This is a genomic window from Streptomyces pacificus (genome assembly GCF_011766325.1).
In the GTDB taxonomy this organism is placed as follows: domain Bacteria; phylum Actinomycetota; class Actinomycetes; order Streptomycetales; family Streptomycetaceae; genus Streptomyces; species Streptomyces pacificus.
Genome location: NZ_BLLG01000012.1, coordinates 1 through 17,720 on the forward strand (window position 1 = coordinate 1; position 17,720 = coordinate 17,720).

Sequence of the window (17,720 nt, forward strand, 5' to 3'; positions counted from 1 at the left end):
GCGCCGCCCCCGGTCCGGCCGCCAGCACTCCCCGGGCCGCCTCCGCAACCCGCTGGGCGGTGAACCCGAACTTTCCGAGCAGCTGCTTCAGCGGCGCGGAAGCACCAAACGTGTGCATACCGACCAGGGCCCCCCGGTCGCCGACATACCGGTCCCAGCCGAACGTCGACGCCTGCTCGATGCCCACCCGCGCGGTCACCGACGGCGGCAGCACCTCGTCGCGGTACGCACGCGGCTGACGGTCGAACAGCTCCCAGCACGGCATGCTGACGACGCGGGCGCCGATGCCCCCGGCCGCCAGCTCGTCCCGGGCCGCCAGCGCCAGGGAGACCTCGGAGCCGGTGGCGAGCAGGATCACCTGCGGTTCGCCCGAGGGCGCGTCGGCCAGGACGTACGCGCCGCGCGTGACGCCCGACGCGGCCGCGAGCCGGGTGCGGTCGAGGGTGGGCAGGGCCTGCCGGGAGAGCACCAGCGCCGCCGGTTCGTGCCGCAGCCGGGCGACGCATCGCCAGGTCTCGGTGACCTCGCCGGCGTCGGCGGGACGGAACACCAGCAGACCCGGGACCGCCCGCAGTCCCGCGAGCTGCTCGACCGGCTGGTGGGTGGGCCCGTCCTCGCCAACGCCGATGGAGTCGTGGGTGAAGATGTGCACGACCGGCAGCTCCATCAGCGCCGACAGCCGGACGGCGCCCCTGGCGTAGTCGGAGAAGATCAGGAAGCCGGACCAGTAGGGCCGCAGTTTGGTCAGGGCCATCCCGTTGGCGACGGCGGCCGCCGCGTGCTCGCGGACGCCGAAGTGGAGGTTGCGCCCTCCGTGCTCCTGCGGCTGCAGGTCGCCCGCGCCGTCGAAGGTGAGCCTGGTCTTCGTGGACGGGGCGAGGTCGGCCGAGCCGCCGAGGAGCCAGGGGACGTTCCGCGCCAGGGCGTTCAGCACCCGGCCCGAGGAGTCCCGGGTGGCGAGGCCCTTGGGGTCCGGTGCGAAGTCGGGGAGATCCCGGTCCCAGCCGTCGGGGAGTTCGCGGCGCTGTATGCGCTCCAGTTCGACGGCCTCGGCCGGCCAGGCGGCCCGGTAGTCCTCGAACCGCTTCTCCCACGCCGCGCGCAGTTCCGCGCCCCGGGCGCCGATGCCCTGGGCGAACCGCTCCCGTACCGCGCCGGGCACCCAGAACTCCTCGTCCTCGGGCAGCCCGAGGAAGCGCTTGGCCGCGCGGACTCCGTCCGGGCCGAGCGGCGAGCCGTGCGCCTTCGGGGAGTCCTCGACGGGCGAGCCGTAGCCGATGTGGCTGTGCACCAGCACCAGGGTGGGGCGCTCGGACTCGGCCCGGAAGTCGTGGAAGGCGCGGGCGACGGCGTCGAGGTCGTTGGCGTCGGCGACGGTGGTCACGTTCCAGCCGTAGGCGAGGAACCGGGCTGCGACGTCCTCGGTGAAGGCGATGTCGGTGTGGCCCTCGATGGTGACCCGGTTCGAGTCGTAGATCCAGCACAGGTTCGACAGCCGCTGGTGGCCGGCGAGGGAGGCGGCCTCGGAGGCGACGCCCTCCATCATGCAGCCGTCCCCGGCGAGGGCGTACACGTCGAAGTCGAACAGCGGGAAGTCCTCGCGGTTGTACGCGGCGCCCAGCCAGCGGCCGGCGAGGGCCATGCCGACGGACGTGGCGACGCCCTGGCCGAGCGGGCCGGTCGTGGTCTCCACACCGCTCGTCCAGCGGTACTCGGGGTGCCCGGGGCAGCGGGAGTCCAGCTGCCGGAAGGACTCCAGGTCCTCCAGCGTGACCGACGGGCGGCCCAGCACCTCGTAGTCCGGGTCGACGGCATGGACCCCGGCCAGGTGCAGCAGGGACCACAGCAGCGTCGAGGCGTGGCCCTCGGACAGCACGAAGCGGTCGCGGTTGGGCCAGATCGGGTCCCGGGGGTCGTATCTGAGGAAGCGCTGCCAGAGCGTGTAGGCGACGGGGGCCATGCCCATCGGTGTGCCCGGGTGCCCGGACTCGGCCCGCTGCACGGCGTCCATGCACAGTCCGCGGATGGTGTTCACCGACAGGGTGTCCAGGTCGTCGGTCATGAGCGATCCCCGTTCTCGGGCTTCTCGGCCGATACCGCCGGTACTTCTCGCATCCTGTCCGGAGCACCCGGCCCGGGCCTCACCCGCGCCGGGTGAACCGCGCCCGGCGGGCGGGTACCGCGATGGCGCTCGCGGGGCGGGCGCCTCAGCCGTGCGGGACGACGGCCACCGGGCAGGCGGCGTGGTGGATCAGGGCGTGGGTCGTCGAGCCGATGTGCGAACCGTGGCCCCGGCGCCTCCCGAGGACCACGAGCCGGGCGTCCGCGGCCTCCTGGACGAGCCGGTCGGCCGGGCGGCCGACGGCCGACTCCTCCGAGACGTCCACCGCGGGGTACTTGTCGCGGTACGGCCGCACCGCCTGCGCCAGCGCGGAGGCCGTCTCGGCCTGCGGGCCCGATTCCGCCTCCGCGGCCGCCCGGTGGCGGTGCAGGAACGGGGCGTGCCGGCTGTGCAGCACATGCAGGGGGACACCGCGGCGGGCCGCGTAGTCGAACGCGAACTCGAGGACCTCGTCCGCGGCGTCGTCGATGTCGAGACCGAGCACGACCCTGTTCCGGCCGTGCGCGCCACGGGCGTCCTCACGGTAGTCGGGCCGCACCAGCACCACCGGGTGTTTCGCGTCCGCGACCACCTCCTGCCCGACGGAGCCGACCATGAACCCGCCGACGCCGCTGAGCCCGTGCGTCCCCACGACCAGGACATCGGCCTCGGACCCTGCGTCCAGCAGCACCCTGGCGGGTGCGTCCTCGACCTCCTCGGCGGCCAGGGTCAGCCCGGGCCTGCGGGCACGGGCGCGCTCCTCCACGGCACCCAGGACGTCCCCCGCCTCCTCGGCCCGCTCCTCGTGCGTCATCCGCACGGCCTGCGGCTGGTGGGGGATCCACTGCGTGGCGTACACCAGCCGCAGCGGGGCACCGCGCAGCGCGGCCTCGTCGGCGGCCCAGTCCACGGCCGCGAGACTCCCGTCGGAGCCGTCCACTCCCACGGCGATCGGTCGGGACATGCTGCCCTCCTTGCCTCGGGCTCTCGCGGGGGGCCGGGCGCGGTGGGCGCGGCCGTCGGCGCGAAAGGACCCCTGACCAAGAAGGTACCGACTCCCGGAAGACCTCGCGATCCTGGCGGTCACGGAGAGTAGTCGGCCAGGTGCGGGCCGGGGAGGCGGACCGCCGGGACCCCGGCCCGTGCGGCTCATCGCCCCGAGGGGAAGCGGGTCGCCCTGCGCGGGGGAGCGAAGCGGGCAGCGGTGCGGCGAAGGAGGTGTCACGCGGTGAGGGGTCGGGGATGGTCATGGCGGGGACCCGGTACCGGCGAGTAGGGCGCCTTCAGGGGGCGGAATCGCCAGGATGGAAGGGAACCACTGCTCCACGACACGACACCCCGGCACCGCTCGGGCACAGCCCGGAACGACACGGCAGGGAACCACATGGCACAGGACCACAGGGCACAGGACCACAGGGCACAGGAGCACAGGGCACAGGACCACAGGGCACGGGACGGGTCGGCCGGCGCACACGCATAAGGGCGCCACCGACGCCGCCACTCCCACCACCGACGGCCACGAAACGCCACCGCGGCCACCGACGCCGATATGACAGGGGATCGATCACGTGCTGTTCGAGGTATGGGCACCGCACGCGCAGGACCGGGTCGACTTGTGGCTGGAGGACACCGAACAGGGGATGGAGCGCGACCCGTCGCGGGAGGACTGGTGGACGGCCGAGGCGGACGCAGATGACGGGGACCGCTACGGCTTCCGGCTGGACGGCGGCCCCGTCCTGCCCGATCCGCGCTCGCGCCGGCAGCCCGACGGCCCGGACGGGCCGAGCGCCGTGGTCTCCCCCGACGCGTACGTCTGGCGCGAAGAGGACCGGCGCGGCCGGGACCTCGCCGGCGCGGTCCTGTACGAACTGCACATCGGCACCTACACACCCGAGGGCACGCTCGACGCCGCCGCCGCGCGGCTCGACGAACTGGCGGAACTCGGCATCACCCATGTGGAGCTGATGCCCCTGTGCCCCTTCCCCGGGACGCACGGCTGGGGCTACGACGGTGTGGCGCCCTGGGCCGTGCACGAGCCGTACGGCGGCCCCTGGGCGCTGAAGCGCTTCGTCGACACGGCGCACGGCCTCGGCCTCGGCGTGGTCCTGGACGTGGTGCACAACCACCTGGGGCCGTCCGGCAACCATCTGCCGGCGTTCGGGCCGTATCTGACGGACCTCCACCACACTCCGTGGGGCTCGGCGGTCAACCTCGACGCCCCCGGCTCCGACGAGGTGCGCGCGTATCTGATCGGCAGCGCGCTGGCGTGGCTGCGGGACTACCGCGTCGACGGGCTGCGGCTGGACGCGGTCCACGCCCTGGCCGACACCCGCGCCCTGACCTTCCTCGAGGAACTGTCCGCGGCGGTCGACCGGTTCGGGGCCGAGGTGCGGCGGCCGGTGTTCCTGATCGCCGAGTCCGACCGGTGCGACCCGAGGACGACCGCCCCGCGCGAGGAGGGCGGCCTCGGGATCCACACCCAGTGGAACGACGACTTCCACCACGCCCTGCACACCGCGCTGACCGGCGAGTCGCAGGGCTACTACGCCGACTTCGCGCGCGCCCCGCTCGGCGCACTCGCCAAGACCCTCGGCCATGTGTTCTTCCACGACGGCACGTACTCGACGTTCCGCGGCCGCACCCACGGACGGCCCGTCGATCTCGTCCGCACCCCGGCGCACCGGTTCGTCGGCTACGCCCAGACCCATGACCAGATCGGCAACCGGGCGACCGGCGACCGGCTGTCGGCGTCCCTCTCCCCCGGGCTGCTCGCCTGCGCGGCCGCACTGGTGCTGACGGGACCGTACGTCCCGATGCTGTTCATGGGCGAGGAGTGGGGCGCCCGCACCCCGTGGCAGTTCTTCACCGACCACACGGACCCGGAGCTCGCCGAGGCGGTACGGCAGGGCAGGCGGCGGGAGTTCTCCGGTACCGGCTGGGCGGCGCGGGACATCCCCGACCCGCAGGACCCCGCCACCCGGGAGCGGTCCTGCCTGGACCGCGCCGAGCGGGGCCGTGAGCCCCACGCCCGGCTCCTGGCGTGGTACCGCGAGCTGATCGCCCTGCGCCGGGGCGAGCCCGACCTGTCCGACCCGGACCTGGCGGCCGTCCGGGTCGCCTACGACGAGGTGGCGCGCTGGTTCGTCTTCCGGCGCGGCGAGATCCGGGTCGCGGCCAACGTCGGCGGGGAACCGGCCCGCATCCCCCTGGGCTACGGGGGCGGCGGGGTGCTCGCCGCCTGGGGCCCGGCCGTGCCGCCTGGCCCCGATGGAGTGCTCGAACTGGCCGCCGAGTCATGCGTGGTGCTGCGCGAGCCGTGACCGCCCCCGCGGGCCGGCCGACGGCCTCACGGGCTCGGCTCGGCAGCGGCGGACCTACGACCGGGCTTACCGCAGGGCGAACTTCACGGAGTGCACCCGCTGGTTGCCGCAGGCCTGGACCGCTCGTTGCAGCCGCCCTACGGTGAGGGCATGAAGGTGGAGGCCGCGCGACTGGATTTCGTACCGCGTCCCATTCTGGAACTGGCCGGTGCGCTCGCCGTACCGCTGATCCTGGCCCCGTTGCCCGCCGGTGCGATCGCCCTCGTGGTCCTTGCCAGGTTCGGCCTCTCGGCGGCCTGGCCGACCTTTCTTCTGCTGGCCGGGCTCGGGTTCCTCACCGCGCTCTTCGTCGCTGGCACGGGCTTCCGCGACACGCTGGGCAGCCTCCGCCATGTCGAGATCCGGTCGTCAGCCGATCCGCCCGAAGTCGTGTTCAGAAGCGTGCGGGGGACCGAGCGACGCGTCCGGCCGGCCGATGTGCAGGCCGTCGGTGTCATCGAGGAGGTGGCACTCGGCGCCAGCGTCAACACCAAGATCGTCTTCACTCTCGCCGGCTTCGGCCCGCTGGAGTGTCCGGACGTCCCGGGGGAACGCGCCGTGGAAGTGGCCGCGTGGCTCTCCGACCGCCTCTCGCCGTTCGCCGTCGGGGTGCGGCACAAGGCCGTCCTGAAGGAGCGGCGCGTGCCGGTCGAGAACTGGTACCCGTTACCTCGAGTGGCGGCCCTGTGGGGGGTGCCGCCCGAGAGCGTCGACGACATGGCGGCCCGCCTCGGCGTGCGTACCGGCGGGGAATCCGTGCAGCTCTACCGACCCGACGACGTGTACGTGGACGGTCACGACCTGTACTTCCGCCGCCGCGCGGAAGTGGAGGCCGCCCGAGCCGCGGTTCTCGGCGACGACCGCCCACCGCCGCCGTGGCTGGACGCCTACCCGGACGACAGCGCCGAGCGCGAGGCGACAAGCGACCTGATAGGGATCGTGATCGCCTGCTACGACCAGCGGATTCGAGCCGCCCGGGACACGGACGACCAGCAGCACCTCGGGCAACTCGGCGCACGGGCGGAGGAGTGCCGAGAGGACCGGGAGCAGCTGGCCGAAGCCTCACCGGTGAGGGCCGCCGCCATCACCGCCGCCTCCACCGTGCGCGTGTACGAGGCGGCGCGCGAGGTCATCGAGGTCATCGCCGCCCGCCACGAGAAGCAAATGGCCGCAGCCCGACGCGAGGGCGACAGGCAGCGCCACAGGGAACTCAGGGCACGCATGGCCGAGTGCGAAGAGGATCTGAAGCGGCTGGCCGAAGCCTCGCCGGAGCGGGCCGCCGCCATCATCGCCGACTACACCACCCGGCTTTGACCATCCCCTCGGGGCGTGGAGCCCGTGATTGCAGGGGAAGTTGGGATTCATGGGGTCCAAGAAGAAGCCGCCGTACGACGCCGAGTTCCGTGAGGGCGCCGTGCGCATCGTGGTCGAGACCGGGAAGCCGGTCGGGGAGGTCGCCGAGGAGCTCGGCATCAACCCGGGCACGCTGCACAGCCGGGTGTCGCGGTGGCGGCGCAACGGAACGACGTCCTCGGACCGGCCCGTGCAACCGACAGCCTGGGCATGGGCTCCTCCATGGGGTGTCGGCCGGTCCGGAAGGGGGCCGGGTGCCGGTGCTCGGCCCCGGCCGACCGGGCCGCGGTCCTCGGCCGGGGAGTGCGGTGCCCGCTCTGACGGGGGCACCGCCCTGCCTGCGGGAGCCGGTGCGAGCGGTGTCCGTACGTCCGCCTCGATCGCATCCCCTCTCCGGGTCGCGCCCGTCCGCCTCGATCGCGTCCCTCCGCCTTCCGGCGGTGCCTGCCGGGGCGGTCGCCGCGCGGTCCGGGAGCCGGCCGGGCCGCGGTCGCCGCCGGGCGACCGGTCCTCAGTCGTCGCCCGGGTGCCGGGCCGCGAGACGTTCCAGCATGTCCTGGAAGTCCTCGCCGACCACGATCCGCAGGCCGTCCCCGTCCAGGTCGCGGTCGCTGAGCTGGGTCAGCGCCCCCGCCCGCCACCAGTAGACGTACGGGGTGATCGCCCCCGGCGTGTCGGCGTACCCGGACGCGGCGAAGGCGGCCAGCGCGTTCAGGGACGGGATGACCCCGGCGTCGCGGATGACGTGGAAGGCGATCTGGTGCCGGAACGGCAGCGCGACCAGGGCGCCGTCCCCCGTGATCTGCTGCCCGGTGACCTGGCGGGCCAGTGTGTCCAGGGCGAGGACGCGGCTGGCCGTGTAGAAGGAGTCGCCGACCACCACCTCAAGGCGCATCCCTCCGGCGTCCCTGATGGTCTCGTGGCCCTCCACGGGCAGGTCCCGCAGATTGGCCATCGCCCGCTCGCGCAGTACCGGTACGTCGCCGAGCGGCGCGAGGGCGTCGTCGGTCAGGATCATCACGCTCTCGGGGAGGTCGAGCGCGAGCACCTCGCTCAGTCCCGGAGCGAGCGGCCGGGCGTAGCGGAAGGTCTCCCTGTCCAGGCCCGCGGAGCCGATCACCCGCGGGTACAGCTGGGACCGGATCCGCTCGGGCGGCATGGTGTCCAGCGCGGACGGCGCGTCCATGGTGCGGAGCACGGTGCGGACGTGGTCCCGAACGACCTTGGGCCATACCCGGGGGCCCCGCTCGTCGTTGTGGCAGACGGCGGCCAGGTTGCCGAGGCCGAACCGGCGTCCTGCGCTGTCGGTGACGGCGTCCGCGTAGACGGTGACCTCCAGGCCCCGTTCGGCGAACGCCTCCCGGACCTGGCCGCGGAAGTGGGAGCCTTCCGCCACCGAGAAGAAGGCGAACTCCGCGTCCCGGGGGGTGTCGCCCCCGTCGCGCTTCGGTCCTCGCCGGAAAAGCCTCACGTCGACCCCCGCTCGTCCTGTGGTGCGGATCGGATCCTGATCGACCGTATGGAGCGCGTGTTCGGTGCTGCGCTGCGCGTGCTCAGGTTTCGAGCGTACCGAGCGCACCAGGGGCTCCGCTTGCCAGGGCCCGGGCCCGCCGCGGGTGACGGCACCGCGCATCCGGTTTCCGGCCGGCGCACACGGAGGGCCGGTCAGCCCCCGCCCTGCCCCTGACCGGCACGAGCCGTGAATCCGGCCAGGAAGAGTGCCAGCCAGCGGGAGCGCACGGCGGGCTCCTGGTCGGTGGGCGCGGTGAGGACCAGCATCAGGAAGTCGTCGACGGTGGCATCGGGGCGAAGGTCCCCGTCGGCGACGGCGGCGGCGACAAGCCGTTCCATCGAGGGCGTGTGCTGCACGGCCCACAAGGCCGGCAGCGCACGCCGCTGCGTGCGGCGGAAGTGCGGCCGGCGGGCGGCCGGCGGGCGGTCGGCGGGCGGTCGGGGCCGGGCCTCACGGAGGCCCTGCCCCCTCCTCCTGCGTGTCGAAGCCTTCGCGGGCGCGTTCGATGGCGGGCATGTTCTGTGCGGCCCAGGCCAGCAGCACGTCGACGGGGTGCCGGAGGGTCTTGCCGAGGGGGGTGATCCGGTACCTGACTGCCACGGGGCGGGTGGAGATGACCTCACGCTCGATGACTCCGTTGCGTTCGAGCCGGCGGAGCGTTGCGGTCAGCGATTTCTGCGTGACCTGGGGGATGGCCCGGCGTAGTTCGTTGAAGCGGCAGGGGTGTTCGCAGAGCTCGTTGAGGACGCTGAGCGACCACTTGTCGAGGATCTGGTCGAGCAGTTCGCGGTGCGGAGGGTCGATGCGGAGTCCGTCGTCGGTATCCATGGTGAAACCTGGTCTCGTTGAAGTGTCTTCCTGCGACTAGATAGCTTACGGATACCTACTTCGCAGGAGAGAAACCATGACCGTCCAGCACTTCACCCCGGAAGGCATGCTGCAGCCGGCCCCGTACCACCATGTCGCCGTGGGCACCGGGTCAAAGCACGTCCACATCAGCGGCCAGGTCGCGCGCCAGGCCGACGGCGTCCCCGTCGCGCCCGGCGATCTGGCCGGACAGGTCGCCCAGGCCCTGCGCAACACCGCCATCGGTCTCGCGGGTACGGGGGCGTCGTTCACGGACGTACTGCGTCTGACGTTCTACGTGACCCAGTGGAGCCCCGAGAAGATCGGCGACTTCATGACCGGCGTGGAGGCGGTCGCCGACGAGATCGGCCTCCGGCTTCCCATGCCTCCGGCCTCCCTCATCGGCGTCGAGCACCTCTTCGAGCCGGACGTGCTCGTCGAGGTTGAGGCGACCGCGCTCCTGGACTGATCCCTTCAGGCCTCGGCCGACCTGTTCACCCAGTCCCTGCACCTCGCGCAGAAGCCGACGGGCCCATGCGAGGCATTGCGTACCCGTCGGCGATACTGGGACGCCCCCGAGCAAGGAGACCCGATCCCCGTGTCCACCACGCCCCTGCCCCGTATCGCCCTCGTCGCGCTGGTCGTCCGCGACTACGACGAGGCCATCGCCTTCTACCGGGACGCCCTCGGCTTCACCGTCGTCGAGGACACCGCCCGGGGCGATGGTTCGCGATGGGTCGTGGTACGCCCCGGCGGCGGCGCGGGCGGTACGGATCTGCTGCTGGCGCGGGCGCACGGCGAGGAGCAGTCGGCGAGCGTGGGCGCGCAGGCCGGCGGCCGGGTCGGGTTCTTCCTCCACACCGACGACTTCGCCCGCGACCACGCCAGGATGACGGCGGCCGGCGTCCGCTTCCTGGAGGAGCCGCGCCACGAGCCGTACGGCTCGGTCGCCGTCTTCGAGGACCTGTACGGCAACCGCTGGGACCTGCTCCAGCCCGCGTAGCGCCCGCGAGGTGCCCTCGCCGCGCGCGGGCTCCCGGCGTTCGCGATCACGGGGGCACCCTGCGCGCGTCCGTATGCGGCACCCGGCGTTCCCCTCCACGTGCGCGTCCGGGGTTCGCGTCGCCCCGGTGGCCAGGGCGCTTCACCGCTGCGGCAGGTCCAGCTCGGCGCGTACCGTCTTGCCGACCGGCACCCGGTCCAGGACCGACCACCGGTCGGCGAGCGCCGCGACGAGCACCAGCCCACGGCCGCCCTCCTCCACACCGCCCTCCTCCACACCGCCCTCCTCACCACGACGCTCCGCACCGGGCCCCGCGCCTTCCTTCCCACCGGGCCGGGGCGGGCGGCACTCGCCCCGCGGGTCCGACACGTCCACGATGAGCTTCCCGGGCTCCAGGACGAGCCTCAGCTCGAAGTCCCGGCCCGGCACGAGCCCGTGGGTCACCGCGTTCGCCGCCAGTTCGGCGACCAGGACGGCGGCCGTCTCGGACATCTCCGTCCCGTGCGGAACGCCCCAGGAGTGCAGTTGGTGGAGCGCCAGATGCCGGGCGAGCCGGGCACCGCGCGGCGTGGAGCTGAAGCGCTGTAAGAACACACGTACGGTGACGGGCGGTTGGGGGGCGGCGGGGATGGCCGGTGGGGTGGCCGGTGCGGTCATGGGTCCCAATTCTGCGGCCGGACCTGGGGTTTCTCCAACAGACCCCCGTGTACGCTGTGTCAGCGTACACGCACTCCGGGTAGACGGTACGGGTCACCATCCGTGACGATGGCCCGATGGCGATGACGGACACCGGCGGAGCCGGTACGCACACCACTGAGCCGGAAGCCTCGGACAGTCTGCGGACGTTCGGGGCGGTGGTCCAGGCCCTGCGCGAGCACGCGGGTCTCAGCCGCGGCGACTTCGCCCCGCTCGTCGGGTACTCCAAGCACACGGTGGCCTCGATCGAGCTGGGCCGACGGATGCCGGACGACGGCTTCGTGGAGCGGGCGGAGGCGGCCCTCGGCAACACGGGCGTGCTGCGGCGGGCCGCGCAGCATCTCTCGCGACGGCCCGGGCTGGCGGCGTGGTTCCGCAGATGGGCGCGGCTGGAGGCGGTGGCGAGCAGCCTCGCCACCTACGAATGCCGTCTGGTTCCGGGCCTGTTGCAGACGGAGGCGTATGCGCGGACGCTGTTCGTCAACCAGCTACCGCCGCTGGGGGACGACCAGATCGACACGCAGATGACGGCCCGGCTGGAACGGCAGCGGCTGCTGAGGGAGCGCCCGAACACGGCGTACAGCTTCATCCTCGAAGAGCATCTGCTGCTGCGCCGGATGGGCGGGCCGGCGGTCACCCGCGAGCTGCTCGACCATCTCCTCGACCTGGCCGGACTCCGCAACATCGAGCTCCAGATCATGCCGCTGGTACGGGAGAGCCACGCGGGACTCGGCGGTCCCGTGCAGCTGCTGGAGACCCGCGAGAACAAGTGGTTCGGCTACTGCGAGGGCCAGGAGAGCGGCCAGTTCGTCTCCGACGCGAAGGTGCTCAGTATGCTCCAGATGCGGTATGCCAGGATGCGCTCCCAGGCGCTTACCCTGGAGGACTCACTGAGCCTGTTGCGTCGGATGCGAGGAGCCCTATGAGCGGCAGCACAGAACTGGCCTGGTTCAAGAGCAGCTACAGCAGTGGCTCCGGCGACGACTGCGTGGAGGTCGCGCTCTCCTGGCACAAGTCCTCCTACAGCAGCAGCGGTTCGGGAGACTGCGTAGAGGTCGCCGCCTGCCCCACCACCGTCCACGTCCGGGACTCCAAGCAGGCCCCGGGCCCCCAGCTCGCCCTCTCCCCCACCGCCTGGGCCCACTTCGTCTCCTACGCGGCCGGGAGCTGAACCGGTCGGGCCCCGCGCCGGGGCCCGACCGCACCCTCCCGGGAGCCGGTCGCCGCGCTCAGGCGCGGGCGCCGAGCCGCCGCCCCTCCCCCGCCGCGGCCCGCAGCAGGATCTCCACCAGCTCGCCGGGGGTGGACAGCATCGGCCAGTGCCCGGCGGCGAGTTCGAAGAACCCCCAGCGCGGCTCGGCCAGTTGCCGGAAGAGCGGGCTGCCCGTGGCCACCAGCGCCTCGACTCCGGCGATGTCCATGCTGCCGCCGTCCGTACAGAAGACGCCCGTCATGGGCAGCTCGTCCACCACGTCCGAGAACCGGACCGGCGTCGTGAGGGTGCCCACCGGCTGCGGCGCGGCGAGACGCGCCAGACGCGCGACCCCGCCCTCGGGGACACCCGCGGGGTTCCCCCACTCCCGCCACTCGTCCTCGGTGGGCGCGGGCACCCGCCAGCCGTCCTCGGCCCGGGCGGGCTGGCCCAGCATCCGGTCGCGTACGGGGCCGTCCGGCATCTGCTCGCGTACCTGCTGGAGCACGGAGAGGCCGTCGCGGGGCAGCGGCGCGTCGACGAAGACGATCCGGCCGACCCGTTCCGGGCGCCGGGACGCGGCCCCGAGCACCGGATAGCTGCCGTAGCAGTGCCCGACCAGCACCACCTCCGGCTCGTCGGCGTGGTCCACGATCTGCACCAGGTCCTCGACATGGGTGTCCATGTCCGTGTCCGGGCCGCCGAGATGGCGGCGGTCGCCCATCCCCGTCAGGGTCACCGGGTACGCCACCGCTCCCGACTCCCTCAGTCCGGCGGCCACGTCCCGCCAGACCCACCCACCGGTGTGGCCTCCCGACACCAGCACAAACGCCGTCATGGGTCCCTCCTCCACGGGGTCGCTTCCCGCCGGGCCGGCCCCCCGTAGGCCGGCCCGGCGCGAGTACCGTAGGAACTCCCCCTGAGGGAGGTTCAAGCCGTGCCGACGAACGCCCCACTGACCATCGGAGAACTGGCGGAGCGAGCCGGAGTCACGGTCAAGACGGTCCGCTTCTACTCGGACCGGGGCCTGCTCCCCGCGTCGGGCCGCAGCACGGGCGGCCACCGCCGCTACGGCCCCGGAGCCCTGGACCGGCTGCGGCTGATCCGCTCGCTTCGGGAACTCGGCCTGCCGGTGCCCGAGGTGCGCCGGATCCTGCACAGCCAGGACGACGGCCCTACGGCCGGTACGGACGCCGACGCCCGTACGGACGAGGGCGGTACGAACGGCGACGCCCATACAGACGAAGGCGGTACGAACGAGGGCAGCACGAACGGCGACGGTAGGGACGATGCCCGTACGGACGACGCGCTCAAGGCCGCCATCACCGGCCAGTTGCAGAAGGTGGGCTCCCAACTGTCCGCTCTGCGCTGGCAGGAGGCGGCTCTGCGGCTGCTGCGGGACTGCGAGGCAGGTGAGCGCACCGAGCGGCTGCGGCTCGTCGGCGCCGTGGCCGTGCCGCCCAGCACGGCGCCGATGGCGCGGTTCTGGCGGTACTGGCTGCCGCCGCGCCTTCCGGCCCGGGTGGTCTCGGCGTTCCTCGACCAGGCCGTGCCGCACCTCCCCGACGACCCGACACCCGCGCAGGTGTGGGCCTTCGCCCGCATGCACGCGCTGGTGTCGGGAAGCTGCTCCGGTTCCGCCCGGCCGCAGCCGGCCGTCCACCTCCCCGACCGGGGCTACCGTCCCGCCGTGCTGTACGACGGTCTCGGCGAGGCGTACGCACTGGCGTCGGCCGAGCTTCGGGCGGGTCGGCCACCCCGGGCGGGCCAGGCGCTGGACTGCTTCGTCTCGGTCTACGCCGTGTCACGCGGCACGGGCGACACCCCGGCGTTCCGCCGGCTCCTGCGCCGCCAGCTGGCCGCCGATCCCCGCTTCGACGTGTACTGGCAGCTCACGGCGGAACTGTCCACCCCACTTGGCGCCCCACCCGAACCGAACCCCGGCTCCGCCCACGACTGGCTGTGCACGGCGCTGAACGCGGGGACCACGCGGCCCCCGGGCTGAACCCGGGCGCGCCTCCCACAGGTACTACAGGGATCTTCGGGGTGTTTCGGGATGGATCGAGTCCATCGAGTTCCACGCCCTGTAGAGCTCGTGACCCGATCTTGTTGAACGGCCCCGGTCGGCCGTGACCGGTGGGATGACTCGGCCGTTTCGGGAAGGTGTGAGCCCGGCTGTGGATCGTGGACGATGACCTGTGGGCGTTGATCGAGCCGTTGCTGACGCTCCGGCCCGAGAGGGCTTCTGACCCTCGACCGGTGCCTGACCGGCGGCGCTTGCAGGGCGTTCTCGTACGTGCTGCGCAACGACAACGCCTGGCAACTGCTGCAGAAAGCGAGCTGTTCGAGATTCTGCGCAGATACCAAGGGTCAGCCGAATCAGAGGCAACCCCTCACGCCAAGCAGCGCATGGCGCTGTACCAGATCATGGAGAAATACAACTCCATCTCCCGGAGCGTCTGAGAAGCTGCTTCGCATGATAGACGCCTCCAATGACATCTACATCCCTCTCGTGCTCCTGCTGAGTGTGACCGGCGCCGTCGTCGCGCCATGGCTTGCCATCCGAGGAGTAAGGCTGCTGTCTCGCACCGGCACCAAGCGGGCCACACTTGCGCTGATCAAGGGTGTCGCAGCCCTGGCATGCGCGTGCTCAGCCGCCGTGTATACCTGGGGCTTGCTGCATCTCATGATTCTGGACGAGAGTGGTCAGGCTCAAGCATGTTCAGAGAGGCTCAACTCTGAGCAGTACGAGTTCGTCGACGGGTACGAATACTCGTTCATCCCCTTGAGTTTCAACTGTCGTGTCAACAGTGGCCAGACGTATGAAGCCGTCGTGCCTGGATACGTGAACCCAACAACAGGCATGTTCGGACTGACTGCTGCAGCCCTGACCGTCGCGGCGCGCTACCACGAGAATAAGGAGGAGACGAAGAAGTGACGGTGAACATCTCTCGCCGGGCCGCTCTGCGGCGTGTTGCCTTCGTGGTGACAGGCACTGCCCTCGGATCGCAGGCCCTTTCCCTTCCCGCCCAAGCAGCGGGCAATGGCCCAGAACCGGACCGGTTCCGCAAGGAAATTCGGAGGATGCAGGAACGCAACGAGCGGGTCATGACCCGCCTTGCGTCGAAGAACGGCTGGGAGATGGAGAAGGTTGCGGACGCCCACGGCCACATCTACACGAGACCTGGTAGTGGAGGAAGACTCCGACCTGGGAGTTCTCTATACGCCCGGCGGTGCCGGTGTACTGGCGTTGCACCCCCGCCGAGGCGTGGCCCTTCTTCACGAAGCCGGTCTCGTCCACGATGAGGACACCGCCGTCGGTGCCAAGGTGTTCGACGGAGTAGGCGCGCAGGTCATCGCGGACGGCGTCGGCGTCCCAGCGTGCGTGGCGCAGCAGCCGCTGCATCGGCCCAGGCCGGACGTGTCCGGCCTGTTCGGCCAGCTGCCTGCACCCGGCCGGAGGAGCAATCCCGGACCGGTGACCACGAGAACGGCGGGTGACGTGGTGATGCGGATGAGGGAACACTGCCGCAACTCGACCAATGCGGCACTTCATCATTGGTCTTCAGCGGCTGATTCTGCGTCGTAGGACTCGAGTTCGATGTAGTCGAGGGGATCCTCGTCACGGCGTACGAGCGGGGGCAGGCCCTCGGTCGCGAACCTGCCGCGCAGCCCCTCCAGCAGGGTTGTCGTGAGATCGGCGTTGAGCGGTGGGCCTTGTACGCCGCACGTCCCCGCAGCTGCCACCCATAGGCCCGGTGGACCGGCGAGCCCACCACACCGGCATCATTCCGCGTCCGGTTCCAGCCGCAGCGCGATCGAGTTGATGCAGTACCGCTGGTCGGTCGGCGTCGGATAGCCCTCGCCCTCGAAGACATGCCCGAGGTGGGAGCCGCAGCGCGCGCAGCGGACCTCGGTGCGGACCATGCCGTAGGCCCGGTCCTCCCGCAGTTCCACCGCGCCCGAGTCCTTCGGGTCGTAGAAGGACGGCCAGCCGCAGTGCGAAGCGAACTTCTCCTCGGAGGTGAACAGCTCCGCGCCGCACGCCCGGCAGGAGTACACGCCCTTGGTCCTGGTGTCCGTGTACGCACCGGTGAAGGCGGGTTCGGTGCCGGACTGCCGGAGCACGGCGTACTCCGCGGGGCTCAGCTCCGCGCGCCACTGCTCGTCCGGCTTCTCGACGTCATAGGCCATGATCGGTCTCCCTCACCGCTAGGGCCCCGGAGGGCCTCAGTCCGACAGACGGGCCAGGATCCTCGGACCGAGGTCCGTCACATCGCCGGCTCCCATGGTGAGAACCAGATCGCCGGGCGCGGCCATTCCCGCGACCACCTCCGGGACGCCGCCCTGGTCGTGGACGGGGGTCACTCGGGCGCCCGCCGCCCGCGCGGCGTCGATGATCAGCGCGCTGGTGACGCCGGGGATCGGGTCCTCCCGGGCGGGGTAGATGTCGAGGACCACGGAGGCGTCCGCCAGCGCCAGCGCACGGCCCATCTCGGTGCCGAGTTCCCGGGTGCGGGAGAACAGGTGGGGCTGGAAGACGACGAGCAGCCGCCGGCCGCCCGCCGCGGCGCGCATGGCCTCCAGGTCGGCGGTCATCTCGGTGGGGTGGTGCGCGTACGAGTCGACGACCTGGACGCCGCCCGCCTCGCCCGTGAGCTGGAGGCGGCGGCCGACACCGGTGTAGGCGGTGAGGGCGTGGGCCAGCCCGGCCGGGTCCAGACCCGTGCGGACGCCCGCGGCGAGGGCGGCGACCGCGTTGTGCGCGTAGTGGCGTCCGGGCACGGAGACGGTGAAGGTGATCTCCCCGGCGTCCGGGAGGGCGACCGTGACCTCGCTGGTCATGCCGCGAGGGGTGATCGAGCGGATCCGGATGTCGGCGCCCTCGTCCTCCCCGACGGTGACGACGGTGAGGTCCGGGCGGCCGGAGACCCGGGCGGCCAGTTCGCGAGCCCCCCCGTGCTCGCCGACGACCAGCGTCCCGCCCGCCGGGACCTTGGCGACGAACGCCTCGAAGGACTCGTGGATCTCGTCCATGGAGGCGTAGTTGGCGTGGTGGTCCAGCTCGACGTTGAGGACGACCGCGACGTCCGGGTCGTACTTATGGAAGCTGCGGTCGCTCTCGTCGGCCTCGGCGACGAACAGGTCGCCCTCGCCGTGCCGGGCGTTGGTACCGGGCCCGGCGAGATCGCCGCCGATGGCGTACGAGGGGTCGAGCCCCAGCTCGGTCAGGGCCACCGCGAGCATCGACGTGGTGGTGGTCTTGCCGTGGGTGCCGGCCACCGCGATGGTGCGCGAGGTGCGCATCAGCGCGGCGAGCGCGTCGGAGCGGTGGACGACCGGCACGCCGAGTTCGGCGGCGCGGGCCAGCTCGGGGTTGTCGGCGCGGATGGCGCTGGAGACGACGACGCAGGAGGCGTCGTCCGCGAGGTGCTCGGCGGCGTGCCCGATGTGCACGGTGGCGCCGAGGGCCCGCAGCGCGTCGGCCGTCGCCGACTCCCTGGCGTCACTGCCCGCGACCTTGGCGCCCCGCTGGGCGAGGATCCTGGCGATCCCGGACATTCCGGCGCCGCCGATGCCGATGAAGTGCGGGCGTTCCATGGCGTGGGGGATGCCGGATGCCATGCGTGTGCCTCCCAGGGTGCGACGTCGTACGA

Annotated in this window: 19 protein-coding genes and 2 pseudogenes; 10 read left to right on the plus strand and 11 right to left on the minus strand. The window is 72.2% G+C overall.

Going from position 1 to position 17,720, the window contains the following annotated elements; genetic code table 11:
- Both tkt and SCWH03_RS19220 read right to left on the minus strand, forming a co-directional pair.
- The coding region (tkt, locus tag SCWH03_RS19215) for a transketolase (protein WP_173265519.1) at positions 1–2,062 on the minus strand (2,062 nt) is incomplete at its 3' end.
- A gap of 145 nt (positions 2,063–2,207) precedes the next feature.
- Positions 2,208–3,065 carry a universal stress protein gene (locus SCWH03_RS19220; protein WP_173265520.1) on the minus strand — a complete coding sequence of 286 codons (858 nt, stop codon included), beginning with the start codon at positions 3,063–3,065 and terminating at the stop codon, positions 2,208–2,210.
- A gap of 604 nt (positions 3,066–3,669) precedes the next feature.
- On the opposite strand from SCWH03_RS19220, the gene treZ reads away from it, so the two are divergent.
- From treZ to SCWH03_RS29210, 3 genes and pseudogenes are all read left to right on the plus strand, one after another.
- On the plus strand, positions 3,670–5,421 hold the full coding sequence (treZ, locus tag SCWH03_RS19225) for a malto-oligosyltrehalose trehalohydrolase (RefSeq protein WP_173265521.1): 1,752 nt from the start codon (positions 3,670–3,672) through the stop codon (positions 5,419–5,421).
- A 150-nt stretch (positions 5,422–5,571) separates the two neighbouring features.
- Positions 5,572–6,774, plus strand: a complete 1,203-nt coding sequence (locus SCWH03_RS19230) for a hypothetical protein (RefSeq protein WP_173265522.1) — start codon at positions 5,572–5,574, stop codon at positions 6,772–6,774.
- A gap of 49 nt (positions 6,775–6,823) precedes the next feature.
- Positions 6,824–6,997, plus strand: a pseudogene (locus SCWH03_RS29210) (transposase); the annotation flags it as partial.
- A gap of 327 nt (positions 6,998–7,324) precedes the next feature.
- Here the strand turns inward: SCWH03_RS29210 and SCWH03_RS19240 are convergent.
- From SCWH03_RS19240 to SCWH03_RS19250, 3 genes are all read right to left on the minus strand, one after another.
- Positions 7,325–8,284: a DUF1444 domain-containing protein gene (locus SCWH03_RS19240; RefSeq protein ID WP_173265523.1), complete on the minus strand. Its 960-nt coding sequence runs from the start codon at positions 8,282–8,284 to the stop codon at positions 7,325–7,327.
- Between the two features lie 194 nt (positions 8,285–8,478).
- Entirely contained in the window at positions 8,479–8,664 is a 186-nt protein-coding gene (locus SCWH03_RS19245; protein WP_254076862.1) for a hypothetical protein, read from the minus strand.
- Positions 8,665–8,776: 112 nt separating this feature from the next.
- Positions 8,777–9,154, minus strand: a complete 378-nt coding sequence (locus SCWH03_RS19250; RefSeq protein ID WP_173265524.1) for a winged helix-turn-helix transcriptional regulator — start codon at positions 9,152–9,154, stop codon at positions 8,777–8,779.
- Between the two features lie 76 nt (positions 9,155–9,230).
- On the opposite strand from SCWH03_RS19250, the gene SCWH03_RS19255 reads away from it, so the two are divergent.
- Positions 9,231–9,641: a RidA family protein gene (locus tag SCWH03_RS19255; protein ID WP_173265525.1), complete on the plus strand. Its 411-nt coding sequence runs from the start codon at positions 9,231–9,233 to the stop codon at positions 9,639–9,641.
- A gap of 144 nt (positions 9,642–9,785) precedes the next feature.
- Positions 9,786–10,175, plus strand: a complete 390-nt coding sequence (locus SCWH03_RS19260; RefSeq protein ID WP_173265631.1) for a VOC family protein — start codon at positions 9,786–9,788, stop codon at positions 10,173–10,175.
- Positions 10,176–10,316: 141 nt separating this feature from the next.
- On the opposite strand, the gene SCWH03_RS19265 is transcribed toward SCWH03_RS19260, so the two are convergent.
- Positions 10,317–10,832, minus strand: coding sequence for an ATP-binding protein (locus tag SCWH03_RS19265; RefSeq protein ID WP_173265526.1), 516 nt, complete (start codon positions 10,830–10,832; stop codon positions 10,317–10,319).
- A 116-nt stretch (positions 10,833–10,948) separates the two neighbouring features.
- Between SCWH03_RS19265 and SCWH03_RS19270 the strand changes: the two genes are divergently transcribed.
- Positions 10,949–11,797, plus strand: a complete 849-nt coding sequence (locus tag SCWH03_RS19270) for a helix-turn-helix domain-containing protein (RefSeq protein ID WP_173265527.1) — start codon at positions 10,949–10,951, stop codon at positions 11,795–11,797.
- Complete coding sequence (locus SCWH03_RS19275; RefSeq protein WP_173265528.1) at positions 11,794–12,042, plus strand: DUF397 domain-containing protein; 249 nt, start codon at positions 11,794–11,796, stop codon at positions 12,040–12,042. The genes SCWH03_RS19270 and SCWH03_RS19275 overlap by 4 nt, the downstream gene beginning before the upstream one ends.
- A gap of 58 nt (positions 12,043–12,100) precedes the next feature.
- Here SCWH03_RS19275 and SCWH03_RS19280 read toward each other — a convergent pair whose 3' ends face one another.
- Positions 12,101–12,901 carry an alpha/beta fold hydrolase gene (locus SCWH03_RS19280; RefSeq protein WP_173265529.1) on the minus strand — a complete coding sequence of 267 codons (801 nt, stop codon included), beginning with the start codon at positions 12,899–12,901 and terminating at the stop codon, positions 12,101–12,103.
- A 99-nt stretch (positions 12,902–13,000) separates the two neighbouring features.
- On the opposite strand from SCWH03_RS19280, the gene SCWH03_RS19285 reads away from it, so the two are divergent.
- The 3 genes from SCWH03_RS19285 (at position 13,001) to SCWH03_RS19295 (ending at position 15,001) form a co-directional block, all read left to right on the plus strand.
- On the plus strand, positions 13,001–14,068 hold the full coding sequence (locus tag SCWH03_RS19285) for a MerR family transcriptional regulator (protein WP_173265530.1): 1,068 nt from the start codon (positions 13,001–13,003) through the stop codon (positions 14,066–14,068).
- A gap of 179 nt (positions 14,069–14,247) precedes the next feature.
- Positions 14,248–14,526, plus strand: a complete 279-nt coding sequence (locus SCWH03_RS19290) for a hypothetical protein (RefSeq protein ID WP_173265518.1) — start codon at positions 14,248–14,250, stop codon at positions 14,524–14,526.
- Between the two features lie 13 nt (positions 14,527–14,539).
- On the plus strand, positions 14,540–15,001 hold the full coding sequence (locus SCWH03_RS19295) for a hypothetical protein (protein ID WP_173265531.1): 462 nt from the start codon (positions 14,540–14,542) through the stop codon (positions 14,999–15,001).
- A 249-nt stretch (positions 15,002–15,250) separates the two neighbouring features.
- Here SCWH03_RS19295 and SCWH03_RS19300 read toward each other — a convergent pair.
- The 4 genes and pseudogenes from SCWH03_RS19300 to murC all read right to left on the minus strand — a co-directional run.
- Positions 15,251–15,619, minus strand: a pseudogene (locus SCWH03_RS19300) (transposase); the annotation flags it as partial.
- Complete coding sequence (locus SCWH03_RS19305) at positions 15,619–15,810, minus strand: hypothetical protein (protein WP_173265532.1); 192 nt, start codon at positions 15,808–15,810, stop codon at positions 15,619–15,621. The pseudogene SCWH03_RS19300 and the gene SCWH03_RS19305, both read right to left, overlap by 1 nt.
- Positions 15,811–15,849: 39 nt before the next feature.
- Positions 15,850–16,257: a peptide-methionine (R)-S-oxide reductase MsrB gene (gene msrB, locus SCWH03_RS19310; protein WP_173265533.1), complete on the minus strand. Its 408-nt coding sequence runs from the start codon at positions 16,255–16,257 to the stop codon at positions 15,850–15,852.
- A 36-nt stretch (positions 16,258–16,293) separates the two neighbouring features.
- Positions 16,294–17,688, minus strand: coding sequence for a UDP-N-acetylmuramate--L-alanine ligase (gene murC, locus SCWH03_RS19315; RefSeq protein ID WP_173265534.1), 1,395 nt, complete (start codon positions 17,686–17,688; stop codon positions 16,294–16,296).
- Positions 17,689–17,720: the final 32 nt, after the last annotated feature.